Genomic DNA, 25,524 nt, shown 5'->3' with positions numbered 1-25,524 from the left:
TTACCCCTATTAGATCAAAGCCCCAGCCAAATGGCCAGGGCTTTGTCAGCAGTCTGAAAGCCTCCTGTCGGAGGCTTTCTTTTATCTCAAAGATTGAGATTTAGCGCAGTATTAAACCGCTGTCTGGATAATCACTTCATCCGCTTTTTTGGTGTATTGATCCATGCGGTGGAAGTTCAGATAACGATAGGTATCTGCTGCCGTCGCATCGATTTGCTTGGCATATTCCAGATATTCCTCAACCGTTGGAATACGGCCCAGAATCGCACCGACTGATGCCAGTTCAGCGGAAGACAGGTAAACATTCGCACCGGTACCCAGACGATTCGGGAAGTTACGGGTCGAGGTCGACAGTACGGTTGCTTTGTCAGCAACACGCGCCTGGTTACCCATACACAGTGAACATCCAGGGGTTTCGATACGGACACCGGCACGGCCGAAGATACCGTAGTAGCCTTCTTCGGTCAGCTGATCACGGTCCATCTTGGTTGGCGGAGCCACCCACAGACGCGTAGACAGCGTGCCGCCGAATTTGTCCAGCAGTTTACCTGCAGCGCGGAAGTGGCCGATGTTAGTCATACAAGAACCGATGAAGACTTCGTCGACCTTGTCACCCGCCACCTCAGACAGCAGACGCGCATCGTCCGGATCGTTTGGCGCACACAGGATTGGCTCTTTTATCTCAGCCAAGTCGATTTCGATCACTTCTGCGTATTCTGCATCTGCATCGGCTTCCATCAGCTCCGGATTTGCCAGCCAGGCTTCCATCGCGCTGATACGGCGCTCGATGGTGCGGCGGTCGCCATAACCTTCGCTGATCATCCACTTCAGCATCACGATGTTCGATTCCAGATACTCGGCCACGGACTCTTGCGACAGTTTCACGGTACAACCCGCAGCGGAACGCTCTGCCGAAGCATCAGACAGCTCAAAGGCCTGCTCAACAGTCAGATGCTCAACGCCTTCAATTTCCAGCACGCGGCCAGAGAATGCGTTGATCTTACCGGCTTTCTCTACCGTCAACAGGCCTTGCTTGATGGCATAGTAAGGGATCGCATGGACTAGATCGCGCAGGGTGATACCTGGCTGCATTTCGCCTTTAAAGCGCACCAGAATTGACTCCGGCATATCCAGAGGCATGACGCCGGTTGCTGCGGCAAACGCCACCAGACCGGAGCCTGCAGGGAATGAGATGCCCAGAGGGAAACGGGTGTGTGAGTCACCACCGGTGCCAACAGTATCGGGCAGCAGCATACGGTTCAGCCATGAGTGGATAACACCATCACCCGGACGCAGGGAAACACCGCCACGGTTCATGATGAAATCAGGCAGGGTGTGGTGGGTGACCACATCCACTGGCTTCGGATACGCTGAGGTGTGACAGAAAGACTGCATGGTGAGGTCAGCAGAGAAGCCCAGACAAGCCAGGTCTTTCAGCTCATCACGGGTCATAGGGCCTGTGGTGTCCTGAGAACCAACAGTGGTCATCTTAGGTTCGCAGTACGTGCCAGGGCGGATGCCTTCCACGCCACACGCTTTACCAACCATCTTCTGTGCCAGAGTAAAGCCTTTGCCCGAATCAGCCACAGGCTGTGGGCGGCGGAAGACGTCAGAGGGTTCCAAGCCCAGCGCTTCACGTGCGCGGTCAGTCAGGCCACGGCCGATGATCAATGGAATACGGCCACCAGCACGGACTTCATCGTACAAAACGTCGGTTTTCAGCTTAAAAGTCGACAGCACTTCGTCAGTATCGTGGCTACGCACTTCACCTTTGAATGGGTAAACGTCAATCACATCACCCATGTTGAGTTTGGATACGTCCAACTCGATGGGCAGTGCACCTGCATCTTCCATGGTGTTGAAGAAGATGGGGGCAATTTTACCGCCCAGACAGAAGCCGCCTGCACGCTTGTTTGGTACATGAGGGATGTCATCACCCATAAACCACAGCACAGAGTTGGTTGCAGACTTACGGGAAGAACCGGTACCGACAACATCACCCACGTAAACCAGTTGGTGACCTTTCTCTTTCAGCGCTTCGATTTGTTTGATTGGGCCGACAACGCCTGCCTGATCCGGGTTGATGCCTTCACGCTCGTTTTTCAGCATCGCCAGAGCGTGCAGGGGAATGTCTGGGCGTGACCAGGCATCTGGTGCCGGTGACAGGTCATCGGTATTGGTTTCACCGGTGACTTTGAACACTGTCAGGGTTACTTTTTCAGGCACATCCGGCTTAGACAGGAACCACTCTGCTTCTGCCCAGGAAGTCATGACCTGCTTGGCAAACTCGTTACCCGCTTTCGCTTTTTCTTCTACATCATAGAAAGCATCGAACATCAGCAATGTGTGGGAAAGTGCCTTGGCAGCAATCGGTGCCAGCGTGTCATCGTCAAGCAACGTTACCAGCGGCTCAATGTTATAGCCGCCCTGCATGGTGCCCAGCAGTTCAACAGCACGTGCGGAGGTCACCAGCGGTGAGCTCGCTTCGCCTTTGGCAACGGCGGCCAAAAAGCCCGCTTTCACGTAGGCCGCTTCGTCTACGCCTGGTGGAATACGGTTTTCCAACAGATCGATAAGAGTGCTTTCTTCACCGGCAGGTGGGTTCTTGAGCAATTCAATAAGGGCTGCGGTTTGCTCCGCATCGAGTGGTTTAGGGACGATGCCCTGAGCAGCACGTTCTTCGACGTGTTTACGGTAGGCTTCAAGCACGACGTTTTCCTCATATTGCGGTCTGGCCGTCACGGCCAGACATCCTTGGAATTAAGCTCGGCTAGCAGGCACCGGGTGAAATGTAGGAGGTCACTATCTTTCTGTGGTGCCCTGCATGACGAAGCTGGCATGGTATCACTTTTTAACCAAATTTTAAATTCCAGACACGGAATGAAACATTTGATTTATCAGTAAGAACGGCGCAAATCGCGCCATTCCCTGTATCCCTAGAAATGGGACCCGACTATAAAATAGAATGAATCGAGATCATTTTCTGTACGACCATAGGCGATAATGATCGGTCCCAATGGTGAATCAACCCCAGCAAATATACTGCCTGCGGTATAAAACGGTATCTCTTTTAACGAAAAATCAGGGTTGTTCCACACTCCACCATACTCAATAGAAGTGCCTAAATACACGGGTGATTTGAACAGCCCGAAGTCGTTATCCAGCAGACGATAGCGGTAAACCAAAGCACCATAAGCGATATTGTTCGCCCAGAGCGAATCCCGTGGCACGCCCGACAGATTCAGGAAGCCGCCGAGCTCGTGAGGTTCAATGGCCACATTGCCCACCCGCGCATTGATGGTGCCGTATTTGGCCTTACCGTAAAGCGTGTGTTTGTCCCAGTTCCTGGCGTAAATCCCTTCCACATTTAGCACTGCCGCTTCACTCTCGGCATGTTGTCCCTGAAAATCAAGTTGATCGCGGGCATAACCCAACGACGCATCCAGATAGCCACCATAGTTCGGGAATACACGGTTATCCAGAGTATCCAGCGTCAAGGAGACGTAGGGCATTGAGCGCACATAATCGCTGGTCAGGCTCTGGCTATTCGCCAGCTCCTCTTCACCATTGACATAGCGATACCCCAGTTTAAATTCTCCCCACAGCTCGGGTTGCCAGCCAAAGCTGATGTCGCCGATCATTTCACTGTAACGGGTACCGACGGTAAAGGTATTGGTATCCAGTACCGGCTCTTCATCGCGGAAGAACTGGACCCGATCCCGGACTTCCAGCCCCCCGAGGATTTCCGCAAAAAAGGTTTGTTCTGCGGTGAACGGTACATAGAGCTCAACCTGTGCTTTTTTATCCGTGCCGACTTCCAGCGTCGAGCGAAGCTCGGCCCCGTAATCCGATAGCCCAGTGGTATTAATGCTGACACCGGCAGAAAAATCTGTATCTGTCTCGAAGTTATCTTCCAGTGCCACCCGGAAGTCAACAAAGTTTGGCCCCCACCCTTTCTCTTTCACATCCACCACCAGCACGTTTTCTTCCCCCTCCTGTTCAAGGTGGTAACGCACGGTTTCAAAGCGATCCAATGCATAGAGGTTTTGCACCGACTGTTCCAGATTTTCCGAAGCCATCCTGCCGGTTTCAAGAGCAAGCCTCGCCTTGAGCACACCGTCAGAAAAACTGGTGGCGTTATTCAGCACAATGCGGTCGACATTGAGCGTATCACCCAACATCATCAACCTGCGCCGCTTTTGTTTTTCTTCCAGATAATGCTGGTAATCACCGGAGGTCAAGCTGATTCTGTTTAACGTTTCACGGTTGGCCATGGCAATCTCATAGCCCTTTTGCAGTGCTTCCGGCACACGGTCGAACTCCGTGGTCTCCATATCCCCCACGTCTGGTGCCAGCAAAACGTCATGTTCATCCATGTTACCGATTTGCTTTTCAGTACTTTGGCGAACCATGAAGTTAACCAGCTGGTTCATCACCTGCAGGTAGGAACCCAGCTCTTCCGCCGGATAATAGTCCGTACTGATATCGACGGCGATAACGATATCTGCCCCCATGGCTTTCACCACATCCACCGGCAGGTTATTCACCGGCCCACCATCGACCAGATAGCGCCCATCCAGCTCAACCGGAGGCAATGCGCCGGGAACAGCCATACTCGCCAACATGGCTTCTGTCAGTTGCCCCTCGCCAATCACCACAGGCACCAGATACTCAATGTCGGTCGCGACCGCACGGTAAGGCATCACCATTTGGTCAAACGATGCAAAGGCGGGAAGATTGCCCGTAGATTCTCGCAGAATACGGATCATGTTCTGCCCCTGAACAATACCTTGAGGCGTTTTGAGGCTTTTGAAATCGAAACCAAAATTGGTAGAGAGGTTGTAGCGATCTTCATGTTTTTTATCGCGGATGCGGCGATCGCCCCGGTATACCCTGTCCTGGTAACCCTCGTTCCAATCGAGGGATTCCATCATGGCACCAATCTCATCGGCGCTCATGCCCGTGGCGTAAAGCCCACCAACATATGCCCCCATACTGGTACCGGCAATGTAATCGACCGGAATGTGCATCTCTTCCAGTGCTTTTAATACCCCGACATGCGCCGCGCCTTTCGCGCCGCCGCCGCCCAGTGCCACCCCAATTTTGGGTCTTTGGAAATTTTCTGCCCCAAAGGCTAAAGATGCAGACAGCGTGGCCGACAACAGTAGCGATGCAGTAACCAACCTGCCCTTTAGAAACCTGATTAACATTATTTGCTGCCTTGCAATTTCAATGTTCCATGAACACAAACGAGCCGAAGCATATCGGCACCATGGAGAAAAGCATGTATTTCAAGCGGTTAACTATAAAACAGAAACTTATTTTGCGCTGATCGCTGCGGTTGTTGCATCCACCACCCTCGTCAGCTACCTCAGCCTTACCAAAGCCCATGACATGGTAGAGACCCGTCTGCTAGAAAACGAACTGCCTTTGCTTCTGACCACGATCCGTGACGAAGTAGAGCATAGCATTCATCAGCTCGATGCCGCAGCAGAACAGCTGGCAGGTATGCCCATGCTGGCAGCTGCCGTTACCGCTCCCGGTAACCCTCAGGAAAAATCAGACATTGTTGAGGTGCTCAGGTCGCTGAAACAACAATACCAATTAACCGATGCCTCTGTCGCTAACCGTCATAATGGCGACTATTGGAACCAGGACGGTTTCCTTCGCCAGCTCAAACCTACGGACAGCCCCTGGTTTTTTTGAGCTGGTCAGCAGTGGCAAGGTCCGGACGACCAGTGTCTACCGTGAAGATAATGGGGATTTAAAACTGTTCGTCAACTATCAACAGCTTAATGGTTCTTTGCTCGCCGGTCTGTCGCGATCGATAGATAACATGGTTAATTTCCTGAACCAGTTCAAGGTTGAGCAACGTGGTTTTGTCTTTATGGTTGCCCGAGACGGTCAGGTAAAACTGCACCGTGATACTGCCCAAATGGGCAACGGTAACATCGCGCAAATGTATCAGGGAAATGTCCGTGACCTGTTAATTCAGCGTGACTTTAACCTGGTCATGACCACTACCGGTGAGCGGGAGGTGTTGCTCGCTTCCAGCTATATCCCGGCTCTGGACTGGTTTGTAGTTGCCGAAGTCCCAACGGGTGAGGTGTATGATGAACTGACCGATACCGCACAGCAAATTATCCTGCTGTCTGTGATTGTCTGTACCCTGATAGCGATTGCGGCGGTCTTTCTTGCATCTACCATTACCCGCCCGATATCCGATCTGGCCAAAGTATTCCGCGATATCGGTGAAGGTGACGGAGATCTTCGCCAACGTCTTGAAGTGAAAGGTAATGATGAAATTAGCCAGTTAGCACAAGGCTTTAACAGCTTTGTCGGCAAAATTCATCAGGTAGTGGGCGATGTGGCTGCCACCAGCCAGTCACTGAACAACTCAGCGTCAGTAGTGGCTGAGCAGGCACAAATGACCCAGAACCAGAGCCAGAGTCAGCGCGACCGAACGATATTGGTGGTCACCGCCATCAACGAGATGGGTGCCACGGTGAACGAGATTGCAGCAAGTGCTGCCCACGGCCAATGAGACAGCCACAGGCCAGAGTGTAGTGATGTCTGCGCAGGAAAGCATCCAGCAGCTCGCCAATGATGAACTTCGTGAACTTTCGCACCGTCTGGATGATTTGGTGAGACGCTTTAAACTGTAATCCCTCACCTGAAAGCAAAAGCGCCGCAAAAATTGCGGCGCTTTTCTCAGTCATGGCTCAGAATTACTTCTTCTTCACAGCCTTCGCGTTTGGCAGGTCAGTCACTGTCCCTTCAAACACTTCTGCCGCCAGACCCACTGACTCGTGCAGCGTTGGGTGTGCGTGGATAGTCAGTGCGATATCTTCCGCATCACAACCCATCTCGATCGCCAGACCGATTTCGCCCAGCAGCTCGCCGCCGTTGGTACCCACAATCGCACCACCGATCACGCGGTGAGTGTCTTTGTCGAAGATCATCTTCGTCATACCGTCTGAGCAGTCAGACGCGATAGCACGGCCAGATGCTGCCCATGGGAAGGTCGCAACTTCGTAGTTGATGCCTTGTGCTTTCGCTTCTTTCTCAGTCAGACCAACCCAAGCCACTTCTGGCTCAGTGTACGCGATAGAAGGAATCACTTTCGGATCGAAGTAGTGTTTCTTACCTGCGATAACTTCTGCTGCTACGTGACCTTCGTGAACACCTTTGTGCGCCAGCATTGGCTGACCAACGATGTCACCGATCGCATAGATGTGCGGAATGTTGGTGCGCATTTGCTTATCAACGTTGATAAAGCCACGCTCATCAACTTCAACACCGGCTTTTTCTGCGTCAATCAGCTTACCGTTAGGTACACGGCCGATAGCCACCAGCACAGCGTCGTAACGGACAGGCTCAGCAGGTGCTTTCTTGCCTTCCATGGTGACGTAAATACCGTCTTCCTTCGCTTCAACCGCAGTAACCTTGGTTTCCAGCATCAGGTTGAACTTCTTGCTGATACGCTTGGTGAAGACTTTAACGATGTCTTTGTCCGCTGCTGGGATAACCTGGTCGAACATCTCAACCACGTCAATCTGGGAACCCAGTGCGTGATACACGGTACCCATTTCCAGACCGATGATACCGCCACCCATTACCAGCATTTTCTCTGGTACTTCTTTCAGTTCCAGTGCATCGGTAGAGTCCCAGATACGTGGATCTTCATGTGGGATGAACGGCAGTTCGATTGGACGTGAACCCGCAGCGATAATCGCGTTGTCGAAGTTAACGGTAGTTGCACCGTCCGCACCTTCAACCACGATAGTGTTAGGGCCGGTGAATTTACCGTAGCCATTAACCACATTCACTTTACGCATCTTCGCCATGCCGCCAAGACCGCCAGTCAGTTGGTTAACCACTTTCTCTTTCCACACGCGAATTTTGCTGATGTCGGTTTGAGGCTCGCCAAACACAACTCCGTGCTCAGCCATCGCTTTGGCTTCTTCGATCACTTTCGCAACGTGCAGCAGTGCTTTCGATGGGATACATCCCACGTTCAGACACACACCACCCAGCGTGCTATATCTTTCTACCAGAACAGTGTCCAGACCCAGGTCTGCACAGCGAAACGCCGCTGAATAACCTGCAGGACCCGACCCCAGTACAACGACTTGGGCTTTGATTTCTTTACTCATTCTGACCTCGTTGTAGTCTTATATCCCTGACTAAGAGTTTTATTATCGTAGACCGTTTGTTTCACTGCGCTGTATATCGGCAGTCTTGCAATTGGCCTGACAGTTTACAGCCCTGATAAAAGGCTGAAAAATAAAAACCCATAGCCTGTGAGCTGTACATCAAATCAGCGTTCGCCATATGCAGACGAACGCTGATCGGGGAGTGTTACCTTACAGTACCAGACGGCGAATGTCTGACAGACACTCGTTCAGGTAAGTAATGAAGCGTGCACCATCTGCACCGTCGATCACGCGGTGATCGTAAGACAGAGACAGAGGCAGTTGCAGGCGTGGCGCGAACTCTTTGCCGTTCCAAACCGGCTTCATTTCAGACTTGGACACACCCAGGATAGCCACTTCTGGCGCATTCACGATTGGCGTGAACGCAGTACCACCGATACCACCCAGGCTGGAGATTGTGAAGCAGCCACCTTGCATGTCCGCCGCAGTCAGCTTACCAGCACGTGCTTTCTTCGACACTTCCATCAGCTCAGCAGACAGCTCATAGATACCTTTCTTGTTCACGTCTTTGAAGACAGGAACAACCAGGCCGTTTGGCGTGTCAACTGCGATGCCGATGTTCACGTATTTCTTCAGGATCAGGCTCTCACCATCTTCTGACAGTGAAGAGTTGAACGCTGGGAATGCTTCCAGTGCTTTCGCTGCCGCTTTCATGATGAACACCAGTGGGGTGATCTTCATGCCGCTGTCTTTCTTCGCTTCAATCGCATTCTGCTCTTTACGGAATGCTTCCAGCTCAGTGATGTCAGCGTTATCCCACTGTGTCACGTGCGGGATCATTACCCAGTTGCGGTGCAGGTTCGCGCCAGAGATCTTCTTGATGCGAGACAGAGGTTGAATTTCTGTTTCACCGAACTTGCTGAAATCGACTTTCGGCCATGGCAGAAGACCCAGTGCTGCGCCGTCACCTTTGCCTGAAGCTGCCGCTGCTGCGCCAGATTCCAGACGTTTCAGCGCGTCTTTCACGTAATTCTGAACGTCTTCTTTCAGGATACGGTTCTTACGGCCAGACCCTTTAACCTTCGCCAGGTTAACGCCAAACTCACGCGCCAGGCGACGAACAACCGGAGATGCGTGCGCGTACTCGTGGTTTTCAACGAACTCACCGGCTGCCGGCGCCGCTTGTGCAGCTGGGGCCGCCGCAGGCGCTGGCGCCGCAGCTGGTGCTGAAGCAGTTGGCGCTGCCGCTGGTACAGGTGCCGCACCAGCCACTTCGAAGACCATGATCAGAGAGCCGGTAGACACTTTATCGCCTGCCGCTACTTTGATCTCTTTCACGGTACCTGCGAATGGTGCAGGCACTTCCATCGACGCCTTGTCACCTTCAACAGTGATCAGCGACTGCTCTTCTTCGACGCTGTCGCCAACCGCTACCATGATTTCGGTTACTTCGACTTCGTCACCGCCGATATCTGGCACGTGAACTTCTTTAACGCCGCCAGCAACTGGTGCTGCGGCAGGCGCCGCTTCTGCTGGCGCCGCTTCTGCTGGCGCCGCTGCAGCTACAGGCGCTGCGCCTGAACCCGCAGTTTCAAAGACCATGATCAGAGAGCCGGTCGACACTTTGTCGCCCGCTGCTACTTTGATTTCTTTCAGTACACCAGCGAACGGTGCAGGGACTTCCATAGAAGCTTTGTCGCCTTCAACAGTGATCAGAGATTGCTCTTCTTCAATGCTGTCGCCAACCGCTACCATGATTTCAGTGACTTCAACTTCATCGCCACCGATATCCGGTACAACGACTTCTTTCAGTTCTGCTACTGCTGGCGCTGCTTCAGCCGCAGGAGCAGGCGCCGCTTCTGCTGCACCGCCTTCGGCTTCAAAAATCATGATCAGGGAACCGGTAGAAACCTTGTCACCTTCCGCAACCTTGATTTCTTTGACGATACCGGCCTGTGATGCTGGCACTTCCATTGACGCCTTATCACCTTCAACGGTGATCAGCGACTGATCTTCTTCAACTTTGTCACCGACGCTCACGAGGATCTCAGTAACTTCAACCTCATCAGCACCGATATCTGGTACGTTAATTTCGATTGCCATGTGTTCTATGCCTCTTACGCGTACAGTGGGTTCACTTTCTGGGTGTCGATACCGAATTTCTCAATAGCTTCAACCACTACTGATTTCTCGATATCGCCACGTTTCGCCAGTTCAGTCAGAGCAGCTACAACAATGTAGCCAGCGTTAACTTCGAAGTGGCGACGCAGGTTTTCACGGCTGTCTGAACGACCGAAGCCATCAGTACCCAGCACGCGGTAAGACTCAGCAGGAATGAACGCACGCACTTGGTCTGCGTAGTTTTTCACGTAGTCTGTCGCAACGATAGCAGGCTCAGTACCCATCACTTGTGCAATGTATGGGACTTGCGCTTCTGCCATTGGGTTCAGCATATTGTGACGATCACACGCCTGGCCATCACGTGCCAGTTCGTTGAATGAGGTCACGCTGAATACGTCAGACGCAATGCCGTACTCTTTGCTCAGGATGTCTGCCGCTTTACGGACTTCGTTCAGGATAGTACCAGAGCCCATCAGCTGAACTTTCGCTTTGTCACCCGCGTACGCTTCCAGCTTGTAGATACCTTTACGGATACCTTCTTCCGCGCCTTCTGGCATGGCTGGCTGCGCGTAGTTTTCGTTCATCAGCGTCAGGTAGTAGAACACGTTCTCTTGATCCGGGCCGTACATGCGACGCAGACCGTCTTGCATGATAACGGCAACTTCGTACGCGAAGGTTGGATCGTAAGAGATACAGTTAGGCACAGTACCTGCCATGATGTGTGAGTGACCGTCTTCGTGCTGCAGACCTTCACCGTTCAGGGTGGTACGGCCCGCCGTTGCACCCAGCAGGAAGCCGCGCGCCTGTTGATCACCCGCCATCCATGCCATGTCGCCAACACGTTGGAAACCGAACATTGAGTAGTAGATGTAGAACGGAATCATCGGCAGGTTGTTGGTGCTGTATGATGTTGCAGCCGCAACCCATGAAGACATTGCACCCAGCTCGTTGATACCTTCTTGCAGTACCTGGCCTGACGTTGCTTCTTTGTAGTAAGAAACGATGTCACGGTCTTGTGGAGTGTAGTTCTGGCCGTGTGGGTTGTAGATACCAATCTGACGGAACAGACCTTCCATACCGAAAGTACGTGCTTCGTCCGCAATAATAGGAACGATGTTCTTACCTACGCCCTTGTCTTTCAGCAGTACGTTCAGTGCACGTACGAAAGCCATAGTGGTTGAGATTTCACGCTTCTGCTCTTCCAACAGAGGTTGGAATGCATCCAGGCCAGGCAGTGCCAGTTCACCGGTGAACTTAGGCAGGCGCTTAGGCGTGTAGCCGTGCAGCGCTTTACGGCGTGCATGCAGGTATTCGTATTCTGCAGAGCCTTCTTCCAGTTTCAGGTATGGCAGAGACTTGATATCTTCGTCAGACACCAGATCTTGCAGGCCAAGGCGATCGCGCAGGTGCAGAACATGGGTCATATCCATCTTCTTAACCTGGTGCGCAATGTTCTTACCTTCAGCCGCTTCACCCATGCCGTAACCTTTTACGGTTTTCGCCAGGATCACGGTTGGGCGATCTTTGGTTTCCTGCGCGCTCTTGAATGCAGCGTACAGTTTAGACGGCTCATGACCACCGCGTTTCAGCGCGAAGATCTCTTCGTCGGTCATGTCTGCAACCAGTGCTGCCGTTTCTGGGTATTTGCCGAAGAAGTGTTTACGAACGTAGGCACCGTCTTTTGACTTGAAGGTCTGGTAGTCACCGTCAACGGTTTCGTTCATCAGTTGCAGCAGTTTACCTGTGGTGTCTTTCGCCAGCAGTTTATCCCAGCCGCTGCCCCACACCACTTTGATCACGTTCCAGCCAGCACCTTTGAACAGGCCTTCCAGCTCTTGGATGATCTTGCCGTTACCCATAACAGGGCCGTCCAGACGCTGCAGGTTACAGTTGATCAGGAAGCACAGGTTGTCCAGCTTCTCACGTGCTGCGAAAGAGATCGCGCCGCGTGATTCTGGCTCATCCATCTCACCGTCGCCCAGGAACGCGTAAACGCGCTGGTTAGTGGTGTCTTTCAGGCCACGGCTGTTCAGGTACTTGAGGAAACGAGCTTGATAAATCGCAGAGATTGGACCCAGACCCATAGATACGGTTGGGAACTGCCAGAACTCAGGCATCAGTTTAGGGTGTGGGTAAGAAGACAGGCCTTTGCCATCTACTTCCTGGCGGAAATTGTCCAGTTGCTCTTCAGTCAGACGACCTTCAACGAATGCGCGCGAGTAGATACCCGGGGCAATATGGCCTTGGTAGTAAACCAAATCACCGCCGTCCACATCGTTAGGTGCGCGGAAGAAATGGTTAAAGCAGGTTTCGTAGAATGCAGCCGAAGACTGGAATGATGCCATGTGGCCGCCCAGTTCCAGATCTTTCTTCGATGCACGCAACACGATCATGATCGCGTTCCAACGAATGATAGAACGAATACGACGTTCCAGGTTTACGTCACCCGGGTATGCAGGTTCTTTGTCTGCAGGGATGGTATTCACATAGTTGGTGGTGATGCCGGTTGGCATATCAACACCGTCAAGGCGTGCCTTTTCCATCACTTGTTCAAGCAGGAATTGTGCACGTTCTACACCTTCTTCACGGACGACTGATTCAAGAGCAGCAAGCCACTCTTGGGTTTCTAGTACGTCCACGTCATTTTTCATGACTTCAGACATGGCGATCTATCCTTTCGTTGATTGAATCATACAAAACTAATGTTGTCGCAGCTGAAAAAGCGGTTCCTGACAACTCCTCGAAGCTGTCGGGATCCGCTATTCCAACTCGTCCTTGCGTTGTTGTATCCGGCGGAGGGAGCGTTCTCTTCGGCTTTCCTCTCGACCCAAATCCAACAAGGTTTCCTCAATAAAGGCCAAATGCGCATGCGATGCCTGACGTGCCTTTTCCGGCTCTCCGGCAGTGATCGCCTGAACAATATTGGCTCTGTGCCTGGTTACTCTTGCCACGACGTCTTCACGCCGATTCAGTAACTCAAAGTTTTGTAAAATGTTTTGCTCCAGCAGCGGGGCCAAGCTACGCATAATATGCAGCAAGACCACATTGTGAGATGCCTCAGTCACGGCAATCAGATATTTCATCACGGCGGCGGCTTCTGCTTTCAGGTCGCCGAGCTGCTGGGCTTCGCGGATGCTGTCGTGACAGGCACACACCCGCTTTAAATCTTCATCGGTTCCCCGTAGCGCTGCAAAATAGGAAGAAATGCCTTCCAGTGCATGACGGGATTCCAGCAAGTCTAGCTGGCTTTCAGGGTGGTCGGCCAACAGGTCAATCAGCGGTTCTGAGAATCGCTGCCAAAGACGTTCACTGACAAAGGTGCCACCACCTTGTTTCCGGTTGAGCAGTTTTTTGGCTTCTAATCGCTGGATAGCTTCACGGACAGAGGGACGGGAAACATCAAACTGTTTCGCCAGTTCACGCTCAGGCGGCAATTTTTGCCCGGGCGACAGCGTGCCTTCCAGGATCAGGCTTTCAAGCTCTTTTTCTATCACGTCAGACAGTTTGGGTTGACGAATCCGTTGTATTGCCATCGTTTTTTATACTTATCTGGCGCCGGAGTTCCTGCGCGTCCTATCCCACACACTGGCCTTGTAAATTGGTAAGACCAATTACCAAACGCAGTAAAAGTTACCAGAATGTGGCTTTACTGTCCACCGTAAACTTGATTTACATCATAGAAGTTACCGCAGAACACCCTGTTGTTATTCATCAATAAAACACAATGGTCAGACCAATTTACAGTCTTTTGGGTGCAATTTTGCGTGCCAAATCTCAATTTATTTGCAATTTGACATGCAGATTGTCAACACACCTTTACGTCCTTTGCGTAATAAATCATCACAGGCTCGCGCGAAACTTCTCCCAATGGAAAGATTGTCCCGGGTCAGTTTTTCTTTCCGGTGCGATGTGCTCATGACCGGCAATACGGTCAGCGGTCACCGCCGGATAATGTTTCATGATGGCTTGGGTGACCCCCGCCAGCGCCCCGTATTGCGCCTCGGTGTAAGGCAGGTCATCCGTGCCTTCAAGCTCAATACCAATCGAAAAATCATTACACTGCCCGCGCCCTTCAAACGACGATACCCCCGCATGCCATGCCCGTTGATTAAACGGCACAAACTGCACCACACTGCCATCACGTTTGATCAGGCAATGGGCAGAAACCTGCACATTGCGGATCTCATCAAAAAACGGATGGGCGTCCGATGTCAGCTTGCCCTGAAAAAAGTCTTCTATATAAGGGCCACCAAACTCACCCGGCGGCAGGCTGATGTTGTGTATTACCAGCAATGAAATATCACTTTCATCAGGGCGCGCATTACAGTGCGGTGAAGGGATAATGGTCGCATTGTCCAGCAGGTGGTCTTTGATAATGAACATTCAGGGCTCTGGCGTGAAACAGGGATGGCGATATTTTAACGCGCTACCGACTAAAACAGACACAACTTTCTGAAGACGCCATCGACAAGGCGCTCTCATCATGCCTCGCAAATTTTTCGCCTCAACGGTACACTTGCACCTATTGCCCAGGCTGAGCCTGAATGACCCGAACTCACTGTGATGGAACCACCATGTCTGATCGCCCAAACACTTCTCTCGTCCACGATAGCCAAAGCCGACTTGCTTACCTGAAGGCACATCTTGAGCAAGATGTGATTCGCTGTGTCAGCGATGCCCTGAAAGAAGATCTGGGCGGAGAGATTGACGCCAGCCAGGACATTACCGCTAACCTGATCCCGGCAGATGCTCAGGGCGAAGCCATCCTGATCACCCGTGAAGCAGGGGTGTTTTGTGGCCGCATGTTTGCCGATGAAGTGTTCCGCCAGCTTGGTAACACAGTGACGATTGACTGGAAAGTGACTGACGGGGACAGAGTTGAACCCAACCAGGTATTGTGTGAACTGAAAGGCCCGGCCCGCACCCTGCTGACCGGCGAACGCAACGCGATGAACTTTATCCAGACCCTGTCAGGCTGCGCCACTGAAACCGCCCGTTATGTGGAAAAGCTGCAAGGCACCCAAACCCGCCTGCTGGATACCCGCAAAACCATCCCGGGTCTGCGTAATGCGCTGAAATATGCCGTTTCCTGTGGTGGCGGCTTTAATCACCGCATTGGGGTGTACGACGCCTACCTGATTAAAGAGAACCACATCATCGCCTGTGGCGGCATCGCGGGTGCGGTTGCCACCGCTAAACAACTCAACCCCGGCAAACCGGTTGAAGTGGAAACCGAGTCACTGGATGAGCTGCAACAGGCCATTGATGCCGGCGCGGACATTGTCATGCTGGATAATTTCACCACCGAGATGATGCGCGAGGCCGTTGCGCTTAACAAAGGACGGGTTGCATTGGAGGTGTCCGGTAACGTCACCTTGGATACCATTCGCGGGTTTGCACAAACCGGGGTGGATTATATTTCTGTCGGGGCACTGACCAAACATATCCGCGCGATGGATTTGTCGATGCGCTTCAAATAATAAATGTAACTGAATATCATTAAGTTAACGTTTGATGCAGGCACCGAGCCTGCATCTTTGCTTTACCCTTCACCGCAAAGTAACTGAGCTTTCAGTTAATTACAAAAAAGAGTTTTCATCGCTCGAAACTCGCTGTTTATCCTCTGTTTTCCCCTTTCTATCCGCCGTATCTTTGGATCACTTTACGCGCAACGTTTGCGCTTAAAAATAACGGGAGAGACAAGGATATGAAAAAGCAACAGGGTTTTAGTTTAATTGAACTTCTGATTGTAATTGGAATAATTGGGGCAATTTCCGCAATCGCCGTGCCTACATATGCAAGTTACAAGAAAAAGTCTGATGTAACTGCTGCTGTAGCATCAGTAAAAAGCCTTCTAACACCTGCGGAGCTTCATTTGGCTGAGGGCAGCTCTAAGACACTAGTGACCTTTGTTACCGCGCTAGCTGGTGCGAACAGCTATGATGTCGGAATGGGCACTATAGTTGCGTCTGACGAAACAAAAGATAACGACGGAAATATTACAGCACCCGGCAAACTTACCTTTACATTCAAAGCTGGCCAATCGTTCGCAACCTCTACCGTTGTATTTGAGAGAAAAAATGAAGCTTGGGTATGCACTCTTGATTCCACAATTACTGCTGAATATTCAGACATAAAAGGCTGCAGCTAAAGTTTAGTTTAACAAATGAGCATTACTAAAGCTCTAGTAGAGTCAGGGCATATCAGTCCTGACCAACAAGAGCATGTTGATAAAATAGCAATGCAGAGCAATCGCTCTGCATTGTCAGTCATTATCAACAAAAACTATTTAAGTAATTATGCATTAGCCTCAGCTCTATCTAGCATCTATTCTCTTCCTGTAAGAAGCATTTCTGATTTTGACATCAATAAAGCAGTTCCGCTTGCCACAAAAGTTGAGCTCGTACTCAAACATCAAGCCTTACCTCTAGAAATACATAACAATACTTTGCTACTGGGCATATCCGACCCTACTGACTTTGAAGCTCAAGATGACTTTGCCTTCGCTTCCGGGATCGCTGTTCAACCCGTTCTGTTGGACCACCAAAGCTTAACCTCGACAATAAGAAAGCTCTTTGGAAATGATGTTTCAAAGACGCAGTCAAAGGCAGCCAACGTTTCAGAGTTAGAGCTAGCTGAACTGGCAACTGCTGATGATATAGTAAAACATGAAGATGCAACGTCCGATGACGCCCCCGTCAGCCGTTATATCCTGCAAATACTGATGGACGCGGTGCGCAAACAAGCTTCCGATATCCATTTCGAACCTTTTGAGCAAAGCTACCAGATACGTTTCCGTCTCGACGGCATTTTGCAAACCCACAGCACGCCACCTGCAGGCATCTCGCGGCGATTATCTACCCGGTTAAAAATCATCGCCAAGCTGAATATCGCTGAGCGCCGTCTTCCACAAGACGGACGAATTAAACTGAATCTTTCCGAAAATAAGTCCATCGATATGCGCGTTTCTACCCTACCGACACTTTGGGGCGAAAAGGTGGTATTGCGGATTTTGGATGGCAGCAGTGTGGCGCTGGATATTGATTCCTTGGGTTACAACGCACAGCAAAAACAAGACTACCTCAACGCGCTCAATCGCCCACAAGGGATGATATTGATGACAGGCCCAACAGGCAGCGGGAAAACCGTCTCCTTGTATACCGGGCTGAAATATTTAAATACTGCCGAGCGCAATATCTCTACCGCAGAAGACCCGGTAGAAATCAACCTGCCCGGTATCAACCAGGTCAATATCAACAACGATATCGGGCTTGATTTTGCCAAGGCATTGCGGGCCTTCTTACGCCAGGATCCTGATGTGGTAATGGTGGGTGAGATCCGGGATTTGGAAACCGCAGAAATCGGCATTAAAGCAGCACAAACCGGCCATTTGGTGCTTTCCACCCTTCACACCAACTCTGCCGCTGAGAGCGTCACCCGCCTGTCGAACATGGGGGTTGCCCCTTACAACCTGGCTGCGTCCCTGACTCTGATTATTGCCCAGCGTCTGGGACGCCGCCTGTGCCAGCACTGTAAAGTGCCGCATCCCCCCGGCGATCGCCACCTGACGGCACTCATCCAGCATTATCCCTCGCTGAAGCCGGAACAGGTTTACCAGGCATCGCCTGAAGGCTGTGACCATTGCAACAACGGCTATCTGGGACGGGTGGGGATTTATGAGGTGATGCCTATCACCCGTGAGCTTGCCGAAGCCATTGGCAATGGCGCATCGGCATCACGGATTGAAACCCTCGCCATGGGCAATGGCATGTTAACACTGCCACTTTCCGGCATTGAAAAACTAAACGAAGGCATCACCAGCCTTGCTGAACTGCAACGTGTGATCAGCCTGTAGAAGGAAATACCATGGCCACCAGTCCCCATAAACTTTTCTCTTACCAGTGGCGCGGTGTAACGTCGAAAGGCGCCAAAGTCAAAGGCCAGACACTGGCATACTCCGAGCAGGAAGCCAGACAGGCACTGCAGGAGCAGCGGATACGGCTGGATAAAATAAAAAAGCGCTCGCCCTCTTCCTGGGTACGGCGCAAAAATGCGGCCAACACCAAAGACATTACCCTTTTCTCGCGCCAGATGGCGACCATGCTGGAAGCGGGCGTGCCGCTGGGAGAAACCCTCAGGCTGCTGAAAGCCAGCGCAAAAAAGGCAGAAATGAAATTTATCCTCGGCCAGATATACAGCCACATTGAAGCGGGCTCGTCACTGGCGCAGGCAATGAAAACCAGTTCCCCTCTTTTTGACCAGTTCTACTGCGATCTGGTGGCAACCGGTGAACAGACCGGACATTTGGAGCAGATTTTTGCCCGTATCTGTGTCTACCGGGAAAAAAGTGAGGAAACCAAAGCCAAAGTCATCAAAGCGATGATATATCCGTCCATTGTCTGTTTTATCGCGATCCTTGTTACCGTCGGTATGCTGATCTTCGTGATCCCGACGTTCAAGGATGTCTTTTCATCGTTTGGGGCCGAACTGCCCTGGTTTACCCGTAAAGTGCTGGGCATTTCAGATGCTATCCAGCTTTACGGCGTTTATATGCTGCTGGCCCTGTTTATCGCTGTGGCCTGTGTCCGGGTGGGCGTCACCAAAAGCGATAACTTCCGGCTCAGGGCCAGCCGGTTTTCCCTGCAAATCCCGGTTATCGGAGACGTGCTGACCAAAGCCACCATCTCCCGCTTTACCCGCACCCTGGCCACCACATTCAGTGCCGGTATTCCCTTGCTCAATGGCTTGTCGGCAGCCGGTAAAACCGCTAACAACACTCACTACCAACGGGTAATCGAAGAGGTCCATAAACAGACATCCGGTGGCCGTCCGCTCCACCGCGCCATCAAAGAGACCGGACAGTTTCCCGATATGATGATCCAGATGGTGATGATTGGTGAAGAGTCCGGCGCCCTGGACGATATGCTGAACAAAGTCGCCGGCATCTATGAGGCTGATGTTGATAACACGGTCGACAACCTTGGCAAAATTCTTGAACCGATGATCATCGTTGTGCTCGGCGTGTTGATTGGTTCCCTGGTGGTTGCCATGTATCTGCCCATGTTCAACCTGATGAGCGTCATGGGATAACCCCCACATCCTTAACATTCACCCGCCGCTCACTGCCCCAATTCGAATGGAGTGAAGTGGCGCAAGCCGTTATGATACTCCCCAACGAAGAAACAGGATTTTAAGATGGATTGGCTTTTCGACTCCCCAGGTCTATACGTTTTCCTTGCCTCATTGTTCGGCCTGATTGTGGGCAGCTTCCTCAATGTGGTTATCTATCGTTTACCCAAAATGATGGAGAGCCAGTGGCGACAGGAATGCCATGCCTGTTTTCCGCAAGAGATGCCTGCGCCCAGTGAAAGTGAGGTATTCAACCTCAGCCTGCCGCGTTCTCACTGTCCGTCATGCCATGCGCCCGTCCGCGCGATTGACAACATTCCGGTGTTAAGCTGGCTGATCCTCGGTGGTAAGTGCCGTTCCTGCAAAACCAACATCAGCGTCCGCTATCCCTTGATTGAAATCCTGACTGCCGTGTTGTCAGGCCTTGTCGCCTATACGCTGTCAGGGTATTGGTCACTTGCCGTGATTGGCGCCACTTTCGTGCTGATTGCGCTCTGTTTTATCGACCTTGATACCCTGTTGCTGCCAGACCAGATGACACTGCCCCTGATGTGGGCCGGCATGTTACTTGCCCTTACCGGTCTCTCCCCGGTTTCACTCCAGGATGCGGTGATCGGCGCGATGGCGGGATACCTGTCACTGTGGAGCGTGTTCCAGCTGTTTAAGCTGCTGACGGGCAAGGAAGGGATGGGCTATGGCGATTTCAAGCTCCTTGCTGCCCTTGGGGCCTGGCTGGGTTGGCAAGCATTGCCTATGGTTATTCTGATGGCATCCCTGGTTGGTGCGATTGGCGGCATCATCACGATGCGCGTAAAAGGCACAGGGAAAGAAACACCTTTTTCATTTGGTCCTTACCTGGCCATTGCGGGCTGGATAAGTTTGCTGTGGGGCAATAAGATCCTGGACTGGTATTTAACATCTTATCTGGGTTATTGATTGATGGCATATGTGGTGGGGGTAACCGGGGGAATTGGCAGTGGAAAAACCACGGTAGCCAACCTGTTTGCAGAAAAAGGCATTGAGGTTATTGATGCTGATGTGATTGCCCGACAGGTTGTAGAGCCTGGCTCTGAAGGGCTAAAAGCCATCGCAGAAAAATTTGGTGCCACCATGCTGAATCAAGATGGCACACTCAACCGCGCCGCATTGCGGGAACATGTTTTCTCTCATCCTGAAGACAAAAACTGGCTCAATGGCCTGTTGCATCCCAGGATCAGACAAGAGATGATGGGGCAAACCGCACGTGCTACATCCCCCTACTGCCTGCTGGTTATTCCGCTGCTGGTAGAAAACGGGTTGCAATCGCTATGTCAGCGCGTATTGGTTGTCGATGTCAGTGAGGCAACACAGATTGCCAGAACGGTTCAGCGGGATCAGGTCTCACCCGGGCAGGTAGAAAATATCCTTGCTGCACAGGCATCACGTGCGCAGCGCCTTGAGGCTGCCGACGACATTATCGTCAATGAAACGGACAGCACAGCGCTGTCCAAACAAGTAGAAACGCTGCATCGCCAATACCTCACGTTGGCGGCGCAACAACCCGGGAAGCAAGATGAGCAGTGAAACCCTTTATGAGCATCCCTTGACGGAGCAGGTACGTGTTTACCTGCGTCTTGAGTACCTTCTCGAACAAATAAACCAATCTGTCTCCTTAACCGATGACGGGCAATGGCGCGTTTTTTTCCGCAGCCTATTCGATTTGGTCGAGATTCTGGAGCAGGTGCAGGTGAAAGGCGATCTTGCTAAAGATCTGGAAAAACAACGGACCAAGCTTGAAACCTGGCTGGATGTGCCGAATGTTGATACCGAACAGTTAAAAGCCCTGTTGCTCGAAAGCCGCCAGATCCAGCAAGCCTTATTGCAAAGCGCCCGCCTCGGGCAGACGCTTCGCGAAGATAAGTTTCTCTCCTCAATCCGACAACGGTTTTCGATTCCTGGCGGCACTTGCAGTTTCGATTTGCCATCGCTCCATCATTGGCTGAACCTGCCTCTGGCACATAAACAGTCCAATACTGAGCGATGGAAGCAGACACTGGCTCCATTAGAGGATGCCCTGAGTTTCTGGCTGAGATTAACCCGCGGCAGCGCAACAATGCAACCATGTGCAGTGGTGAATGGCTTTTACCAGCAGGATGTCGAAAGCGCGAGCCTTTTACGCATTAAAATCGCGACCGACTATAACGCCTTTCCACTGGTATCCGGCCACAAATCCCGCTTTGCCATCCGTTTTATGCCATTTGACGAAAGCCTACCTGTCCCTGATATGATGGCGCTGTCATTGGCAGTTTGTTAAGTAGGGTCTGTTGACCTTTGTTGATGAGGTTTTTGTGAGTCAGGAAACACCCACTATCGTTAAATGCCCACAATGTGGGATCCCGGTTGTCTGGGGCGACGTCAGTCCGTTTCGCCCATTTTGCAGTAAAAAGTGCCAGTTGATTGATTTGGGCGAATGGGCCGACGAAGAAAAACGTATCGCTGGCGCCCCCGATATGTCAGACAGCGACGGTTGGTCGGAAGATAGCTAAATATTCTGGGTCCTGGGTCCTGGGTCCTGGGTCCTGGGTCCTGGGTCCTGGGAGTCCATTATCCAACACGTTATTGTTTAACCCAGCACTTCCCGGATTTTCTCCAACACTGGATCATTGGCTTCAGGGAAGGTATAACCTCCCAGTTCGCTGACAGCTACCCATTTTCCTACTTGCCCTTCTTTGCCGTAAGGTTCACCGTCAAATGCCTCCACCAGAAAGAAATCAAAGGCCAGCGCTTTGTCCGGGTAGTCATGTACCAGTGATATAAACGGTTCGATACCCGTGGCGGTGATACCCACTTCCTCTTCAAGCTCGCGGCAAACAGCATCCTGTGCCGACTCCCCTTCTTCCACTTTACCCCCCGCAAACTCCCAAAAGCCCCCTTTATGTGCTTTGGCCGGACGCTGGGTAATAAAAATCTTGTCTGCATTGTTATTCAAGATGATACCGACTGCGATATGTATTCTTTTCTTTTCCATCTGCTCACCATTCCATAAAAAAGGCCGCTGAGCGGCCTTTTTCTAAGGGCTATTGACCCTTGGGCTATTTAACCCTGATATACCTTGGCTTAGTTAATCTTACCGTGGCACTGCTTATACTTTTTGCCTGAACCACAAGGACACGGTTCATTGCGGCCCACTTTGCGGCCATCACGCACCACAGTTTCCGATGCACTGTCTGACGCTTCACCATCCGCCAATGGGTTTTCCGCTTCGGCATGGTTCATCTGCTGGCGGCGTGCTGCAGCTTCTGCCTGTGCGCGGCGCTGTTCTTCCATACGATCCACTTCTTCAGGCTGCTGCACGCGCACTTTGCTCAGTGTCATGATCACGTCTGATTTCAGTGATTCCAGTAGGCCCTCAAACAGCTCAAACGATTCACGCTTGTATTCCTGTTTCGGGTTCTTCTGTGCATAGCCGCGCAGGTGAATACCCTGGCGCAGGTGATCCATAGCCGCCAGGTGTTCCTTCCACAGTGTATCCAGCGTTTGCAGCATCACTGCTTTTTCGAAGTTACGCAGGGTTTCAGCCCCCACAGACGCTTCTTTCGATTTATACACATCTACAATGTGGTTCAGGATACGCTCGCGCAGTTGCTCTTCATACAGCTTGTCGTCGTCATCCAGCCACTGCTGGATTGGCAGTTCAACGTCAAAATCCGTTTTAAGACGCGCTTCAAGCCCAGCGATATCCCACATTTCTTCCAGCGACTGGGGCGGAATGTATTCATCAATCACACCGTTGACGATGTCTTCACGGTTGCGCTCGATCATGTCGCTGATATCACTGCTTTCCATCAGCTCGTCGCGCAGCTCGTAGACCACTTTACGTTGGTCGTTCGCCACATCATCGAATTCCAGCAACTGTTTACGGATATCGAAGTTTCGGCCTTCCACTTTACGCTGGGCATTCTCGATCGCTTTATTCACCCATGGGTGCTCAATGGCTTCACCTTCTTCCATGCCCAGCTTCTTCATCATGTTGGAGACACGCTCAGAGGCGAAAATACGCATCAGGGAATCTTCCATCGAGAGGTAGAAACGGCTTGAACCCGGGTCACCCTGACGGCCAGAACGGCCACGCAGCTGGTTATCAATACGGCGAGATTCGTGACGCTCAGTGCCGATAATATGCAAGCCACCTGCCGCTTTTACCGCTTCATGACGTTCACGCCACTTGGCTTTGATCTCGTCGATTTGCTGCTCGGTTGGGTTCTCCAGCTTGGCAACTTCCGCCTGCCAGCTACCGCCGAGCACGATATCTGTACCACGGCCAGCCATGTTGGTTGCGATGGTGACTGCGCCCGGTGCACCTGCTTGTGCCACGATGTCCGCTTCAGATTCATGAAATTTCGCATTCAAGACTGAGTGCTTCACACCGGCTTTTTTCAGCGCGTTGGACAGCAGTTCCGATTTTTCAATCGATACCGTACCTACCAGAGAAGGCTGGCCTTTTTCACTGCGCGCTTTGATATCTGCGATGATGGCATTGAACTTCTCACGTTCTGTCATGTACACCTGATCGGCCATATCATCACGGATCATCGGTTTGTTGGTCGGGATCACCACGGTATCCAGCCCATAGATAGACTGGAATTCGAACGCTTCCGTGTCGGCGGTACCCGTCATACCCGACAGGCGCTCGTAGAGACGGAAGAAATTCTGGAAGGTAATCGAGGCCAGGGTCTGGTTCTCATTCTGGATCTTCACACCTTCTTTGGCTTCGATCGCCTGGTGCAAGCCTTCCGACCAGCGACGTCCCGGCATAGTACGTCCGGTATGTTCATCAACGATGATCACTTCACCGTCTTTCACGATGTAATCAACGTCTTTCTCAAACAGCACATGTGCACGCAGTGCCGCATTGATATGGTGCAAAAGGGTAATGTTGGCCGGTGAATATAGGGTATCGTTTTCTTCCATCAGACCGTTTTTCTTCAGAAGCTCTTCCACAAACTCCTGGCCATTTTCAGTCAGGTGGGCCTGCTTTGCCTTTTCATCCACAGTAAAGTGACCATCGCCGCGGTACTCTTCGCTGTCTTCTTTTTCCTGGCGAACCAGTTGTGGGATCAGCGCGTTGATACGGATGTACATATCAGAGCTGTCTTCCGCCGGGCCAGAGATGATAAGCGGCGTGCGCGCTTCATCGATAAGGATGGAGTCCACTTCATCCACTACCGCGAAATATCGGGAGCGCTGAACACGATCCTCGGCACGGAAGGCCATATTGTCGCGCAGATAGTCGAAACCAAACTCGTTGTTGGTGCCGTACAGGATGTCGGCCTGATAGGCTTCTTTTTTCTCTTGCGGGTGCATGTTTGGCACGTTGACACCCACTGTCATGTCAAGGAACTCAAACAGCGGGCGGTTGGTTTCGGCGTCACGTTTCGCCAGATAATCGTTCACAGTCACGATGTGAACGCCTTTGCCTGTCAGGCCATGTAGATATGCAGGTAGGGTTGCGGTCAGGGTTTTACCTTCCCCCGTACGCATTTCTGCAATTTGGCCGTTATTCAGCACCATACCGCCAATCAACTGCACATCGAAGTGGCGCATGCCGAAAACACGTTTTGAGGCTTCTCGCACCGTCGCAAACGCTTCTGGCAGGAGGCTATCCAAAGATTCACCCTGTTCGAGGCGCTGACGGTACTCGGCCGTTTTTGCCTTCAGTTCTTCATCGCTAAGTGCTTCAAATTTAGGCTCAAGGCTATTGATTTCATTTACAACCTTGCGAAGACGACGCAGTGTGCGGTCATTGCGGCTTCCGATTACTTTAGTAATTAGTTTCGATAACATGGCTTTGCCGTTTCTCTCATTTTGTCGCTTTAGCATGTTGGCCAAAGCCTGGATCCTAGGCGGCAGAGTAAATTGCTTCTCTCTGCCAAAATTCTTTCGGAAGAATCTATGATGGCGTTGATCTTGTGCCTCAAAAGGCAGATTTCAAGGCCTGAGAATCAATTCATTACGCTATATTGCGCTATGGTTGTTTATAATAAGGCATATCTATTGCTCATCCTACCTGTAATAGATATTCATTGGGTTTGGTTGAAAAAAATTAGAACCCGTTCATTGACTAGAACCGTTTTAGTGC

At 51.6% G+C, this 25,524-nt stretch carries 20 protein-coding genes; 11 read left to right on the top strand and 9 right to left on the bottom strand.

The window, feature by feature from the left end:
• Window positions 1–111: 111 nt before the first annotated feature.
• Complete coding sequence (gene acnB, locus AC6IB1_RS04095) at window positions 112–2,709, bottom strand: bifunctional aconitate hydratase 2/2-methylisocitrate dehydratase (RefSeq protein WP_497569080.1); 2,598 nt, start codon at window positions 2,707–2,709, stop codon at window positions 112–114.
• Between the two features lie 227 nt (window positions 2,710–2,936).
• A complete protein-coding gene (locus tag AC6IB1_RS04090) occupies window positions 2,937–5,210 on the bottom strand; it encodes a patatin-like phospholipase family protein (RefSeq protein WP_497567927.1) in 2,274 nt (757 codons plus the stop codon).
• Window positions 5,211–5,232: 22 nt separating this feature from the next.
• Here AC6IB1_RS04090 and AC6IB1_RS04085 point away from each other — a divergent pair, with 22 nt between their 5' ends.
• The 3 genes from AC6IB1_RS04085 to AC6IB1_RS04075 are packed head-to-tail and all read left to right on the top strand — an operon-like array spanning window position 5,233 to window position 6,665.
• Complete coding sequence (locus AC6IB1_RS04085; RefSeq protein ID WP_497567926.1) at window positions 5,233–5,706, top strand: hypothetical protein; 474 nt, start codon at window positions 5,233–5,235, stop codon at window positions 5,704–5,706.
• Window positions 5,636–6,544 (top strand): HAMP domain-containing protein, encoded by a 909-nt coding sequence (locus AC6IB1_RS04080; RefSeq protein WP_497567925.1) that lies wholly within the window; start codon window positions 5,636–5,638, stop codon window positions 6,542–6,544. The genes AC6IB1_RS04085 and AC6IB1_RS04080 overlap by 71 nt, the downstream gene beginning before the upstream one ends.
• Entirely contained in the window at window positions 6,516–6,665 is a 150-nt protein-coding gene (locus AC6IB1_RS04075; RefSeq protein WP_497567924.1) for a hypothetical protein, read from the top strand. Before AC6IB1_RS04080 ends, AC6IB1_RS04075 begins: the two co-directional genes overlap by 29 nt.
• Before the next feature lie 63 nt (window positions 6,666–6,728).
• Here the strand turns inward: AC6IB1_RS04075 and lpdA are convergent, their stop codons facing one another.
• The 5 genes from lpdA to ampD all read right to left on the bottom strand — a co-directional run bounded on the left by lpdA (window position 6,729) and on the right by ampD (window position 14,660).
• Window positions 6,729–8,156 carry a dihydrolipoyl dehydrogenase gene (gene lpdA, locus AC6IB1_RS04070; protein ID WP_005502091.1) on the bottom strand — a complete coding sequence of 476 codons (1,428 nt, stop codon included), beginning with the start codon at window positions 8,154–8,156 and terminating at the stop codon, window positions 6,729–6,731.
• A gap of 210 nt (window positions 8,157–8,366) precedes the next feature.
• Window positions 8,367–10,259, bottom strand: a complete 1,893-nt coding sequence (gene aceF, locus AC6IB1_RS04065) for a pyruvate dehydrogenase complex dihydrolipoyllysine-residue acetyltransferase (protein ID WP_497567923.1) — start codon at window positions 10,257–10,259, stop codon at window positions 8,367–8,369.
• A gap of 14 nt (window positions 10,260–10,273) precedes the next feature.
• Window positions 10,274–12,940, bottom strand: coding sequence for a pyruvate dehydrogenase (acetyl-transferring), homodimeric type (gene aceE / locus AC6IB1_RS04060; protein WP_497567922.1), 2,667 nt, complete (start codon window positions 12,938–12,940; stop codon window positions 10,274–10,276).
• A gap of 96 nt (window positions 12,941–13,036) precedes the next feature.
• Window positions 13,037–13,810 carry a pyruvate dehydrogenase complex transcriptional repressor PdhR gene (pdhR, locus tag AC6IB1_RS04055; protein WP_005502094.1) on the bottom strand — a complete coding sequence of 258 codons (774 nt, stop codon included), beginning with the start codon at window positions 13,808–13,810 and terminating at the stop codon, window positions 13,037–13,039.
• Between the two features lie 307 nt (window positions 13,811–14,117).
• Window positions 14,118–14,660, bottom strand: a complete 543-nt coding sequence (ampD, locus tag AC6IB1_RS04050) for a 1,6-anhydro-N-acetylmuramyl-L-alanine amidase AmpD (RefSeq protein ID WP_497567921.1) — start codon at window positions 14,658–14,660, stop codon at window positions 14,118–14,120.
• A 191-nt stretch (window positions 14,661–14,851) separates the two neighbouring features.
• Here ampD and nadC point away from each other — a divergent pair, with 191 nt between their 5' ends.
• The 8 genes from nadC (at window position 14,852) to yacG (ending at window position 21,931) form a co-directional block, all read left to right on the top strand.
• Window positions 14,852–15,757: a carboxylating nicotinate-nucleotide diphosphorylase gene (gene nadC, locus AC6IB1_RS04045; protein ID WP_497567920.1), complete on the top strand. Its 906-nt coding sequence runs from the start codon at window positions 14,852–14,854 to the stop codon at window positions 15,755–15,757.
• Between the two features lie 227 nt (window positions 15,758–15,984).
• On the top strand, window positions 15,985–16,428 hold the full coding sequence (locus tag AC6IB1_RS04040) for a prepilin-type N-terminal cleavage/methylation domain-containing protein (RefSeq protein WP_497567919.1): 444 nt from the start codon (window positions 15,985–15,987) through the stop codon (window positions 16,426–16,428).
• Window positions 16,429–16,443: 15 nt separating this feature from the next.
• The gene (gene pilB, locus AC6IB1_RS04035) at window positions 16,444–18,132 is read left to right on the top strand and encodes a type IV-A pilus assembly ATPase PilB (RefSeq protein WP_497567918.1); all 1,689 of its coding nucleotides are present in this window, start codon (window positions 16,444–16,446) and stop codon (window positions 18,130–18,132) included.
• A gap of 11 nt (window positions 18,133–18,143) precedes the next feature.
• Window positions 18,144–19,367: a type II secretion system F family protein gene (locus tag AC6IB1_RS04030; RefSeq protein WP_497567917.1), complete on the top strand. Its 1,224-nt coding sequence runs from the start codon at window positions 18,144–18,146 to the stop codon at window positions 19,365–19,367.
• Window positions 19,368–19,472: 105 nt separating this feature from the next.
• A complete protein-coding gene (locus tag AC6IB1_RS04025; RefSeq protein ID WP_497567916.1) occupies window positions 19,473–20,342 on the top strand; it encodes a prepilin peptidase in 870 nt (289 codons plus the stop codon).
• A 3-nt stretch (window positions 20,343–20,345) separates the two neighbouring features.
• Window positions 20,346–20,969 carry a dephospho-CoA kinase gene (gene coaE / locus AC6IB1_RS04020; protein WP_497567915.1) on the top strand — a complete coding sequence of 208 codons (624 nt, stop codon included), beginning with the start codon at window positions 20,346–20,348 and terminating at the stop codon, window positions 20,967–20,969.
• On the top strand, window positions 20,959–21,699 hold the full coding sequence (zapD, locus tag AC6IB1_RS04015) for a cell division protein ZapD (protein WP_497567914.1): 741 nt from the start codon (window positions 20,959–20,961) through the stop codon (window positions 21,697–21,699). The genes coaE and zapD overlap by 11 nt, the downstream gene beginning before the upstream one ends.
• Before the next feature lie 34 nt (window positions 21,700–21,733).
• Window positions 21,734–21,931 (top strand): DNA gyrase inhibitor YacG, encoded by a 198-nt coding sequence (gene yacG, locus AC6IB1_RS04010; protein WP_115660105.1) that lies wholly within the window; start codon window positions 21,734–21,736, stop codon window positions 21,929–21,931.
• 77 nt (window positions 21,932–22,008) lie between these two features.
• On the opposite strand, the gene mutT is transcribed toward yacG, so the two are convergent.
• Both mutT and secA read right to left on the bottom strand, forming a co-directional pair.
• Window positions 22,009–22,413: an 8-oxo-dGTP diphosphatase MutT gene (mutT, locus tag AC6IB1_RS04005; protein ID WP_497567913.1), complete on the bottom strand. Its 405-nt coding sequence runs from the start codon at window positions 22,411–22,413 to the stop codon at window positions 22,009–22,011.
• Between the two features lie 89 nt (window positions 22,414–22,502).
• Window positions 22,503–25,229 (bottom strand): preprotein translocase subunit SecA, encoded by a 2,727-nt coding sequence (secA, locus tag AC6IB1_RS04000; RefSeq protein ID WP_497569079.1) that lies wholly within the window; start codon window positions 25,227–25,229, stop codon window positions 22,503–22,505.
• Between the last annotated feature and the right edge of the window lie 295 nt (window positions 25,230–25,524).

The organism is Grimontia sp. THUN1695 (genome assembly GCF_059704325.2).
This window is presented reverse-complemented; position numbering and strand designations above follow the sequence as displayed.

Coding starts and splice junctions, on each gene's coding strand:
- AC6IB1_RS04090 (WP_497567927.1), bottom strand. CDS start 5,210: ATGTTAATCAGGTTTCTAAAGGGCAGGTTGGTTACTGCATCGCTACTG.
- AC6IB1_RS04085 (WP_497567926.1), top strand. CDS start 5,233: ATGTTCCATGAACACAAACGAGCCGAAGCATATCGGCACCATGGAGAA.
- AC6IB1_RS04080 (WP_497567925.1), top strand. CDS start 5,636: ATGGCGACTATTGGAACCAGGACGGTTTCCTTCGCCAGCTCAAACCTA.
- lpdA (WP_005502091.1), bottom strand. CDS start 8,156: ATGAGTAAAGAAATCAAAGCCCAAGTCGTTGTACTGGGGTCGGGTCCT.
- aceF (WP_497567923.1), bottom strand. CDS start 10,259: ATGGCAATCGAAATTAACGTACCAGATATCGGTGCTGATGAGGTTGAA.
- aceE (WP_497567922.1), bottom strand. CDS start 12,940: ATGTCTGAAGTCATGAAAAATGACGTGGACGTACTAGAAACCCAAGAG.
- pdhR (WP_005502094.1), bottom strand. CDS start 13,810: ATGGCAATACAACGGATTCGTCAACCCAAACTGTCTGACGTGATAGAA.
- ampD (WP_497567921.1), bottom strand. CDS start 14,660: ATGTTCATTATCAAAGACCACCTGCTGGACAATGCGACCATTATCCCT.
- nadC (WP_497567920.1), top strand. CDS start 14,852: ATGTCTGATCGCCCAAACACTTCTCTCGTCCACGATAGCCAAAGCCGA.
- AC6IB1_RS04040 (WP_497567919.1), top strand. CDS start 15,985: ATGAAAAAGCAACAGGGTTTTAGTTTAATTGAACTTCTGATTGTAATT.
- pilB (WP_497567918.1), top strand. CDS start 16,444: ATGAGCATTACTAAAGCTCTAGTAGAGTCAGGGCATATCAGTCCTGAC.
- AC6IB1_RS04030 (WP_497567917.1), top strand. CDS start 18,144: ATGGCCACCAGTCCCCATAAACTTTTCTCTTACCAGTGGCGCGGTGTA.
- AC6IB1_RS04025 (WP_497567916.1), top strand. CDS start 19,473: ATGGATTGGCTTTTCGACTCCCCAGGTCTATACGTTTTCCTTGCCTCA.
- coaE (WP_497567915.1), top strand. CDS start 20,346: ATGGCATATGTGGTGGGGGTAACCGGGGGAATTGGCAGTGGAAAAACC.
- zapD (WP_497567914.1), top strand. CDS start 20,959: ATGAGCAGTGAAACCCTTTATGAGCATCCCTTGACGGAGCAGGTACGT.
- mutT (WP_497567913.1), bottom strand. CDS start 22,413: ATGGAAAAGAAAAGAATACATATCGCAGTCGGTATCATCTTGAATAAC.
- secA (WP_497569079.1), bottom strand. CDS start 25,229: ATGTTATCGAAACTAATTACTAAAGTAATCGGAAGCCGCAATGACCGC.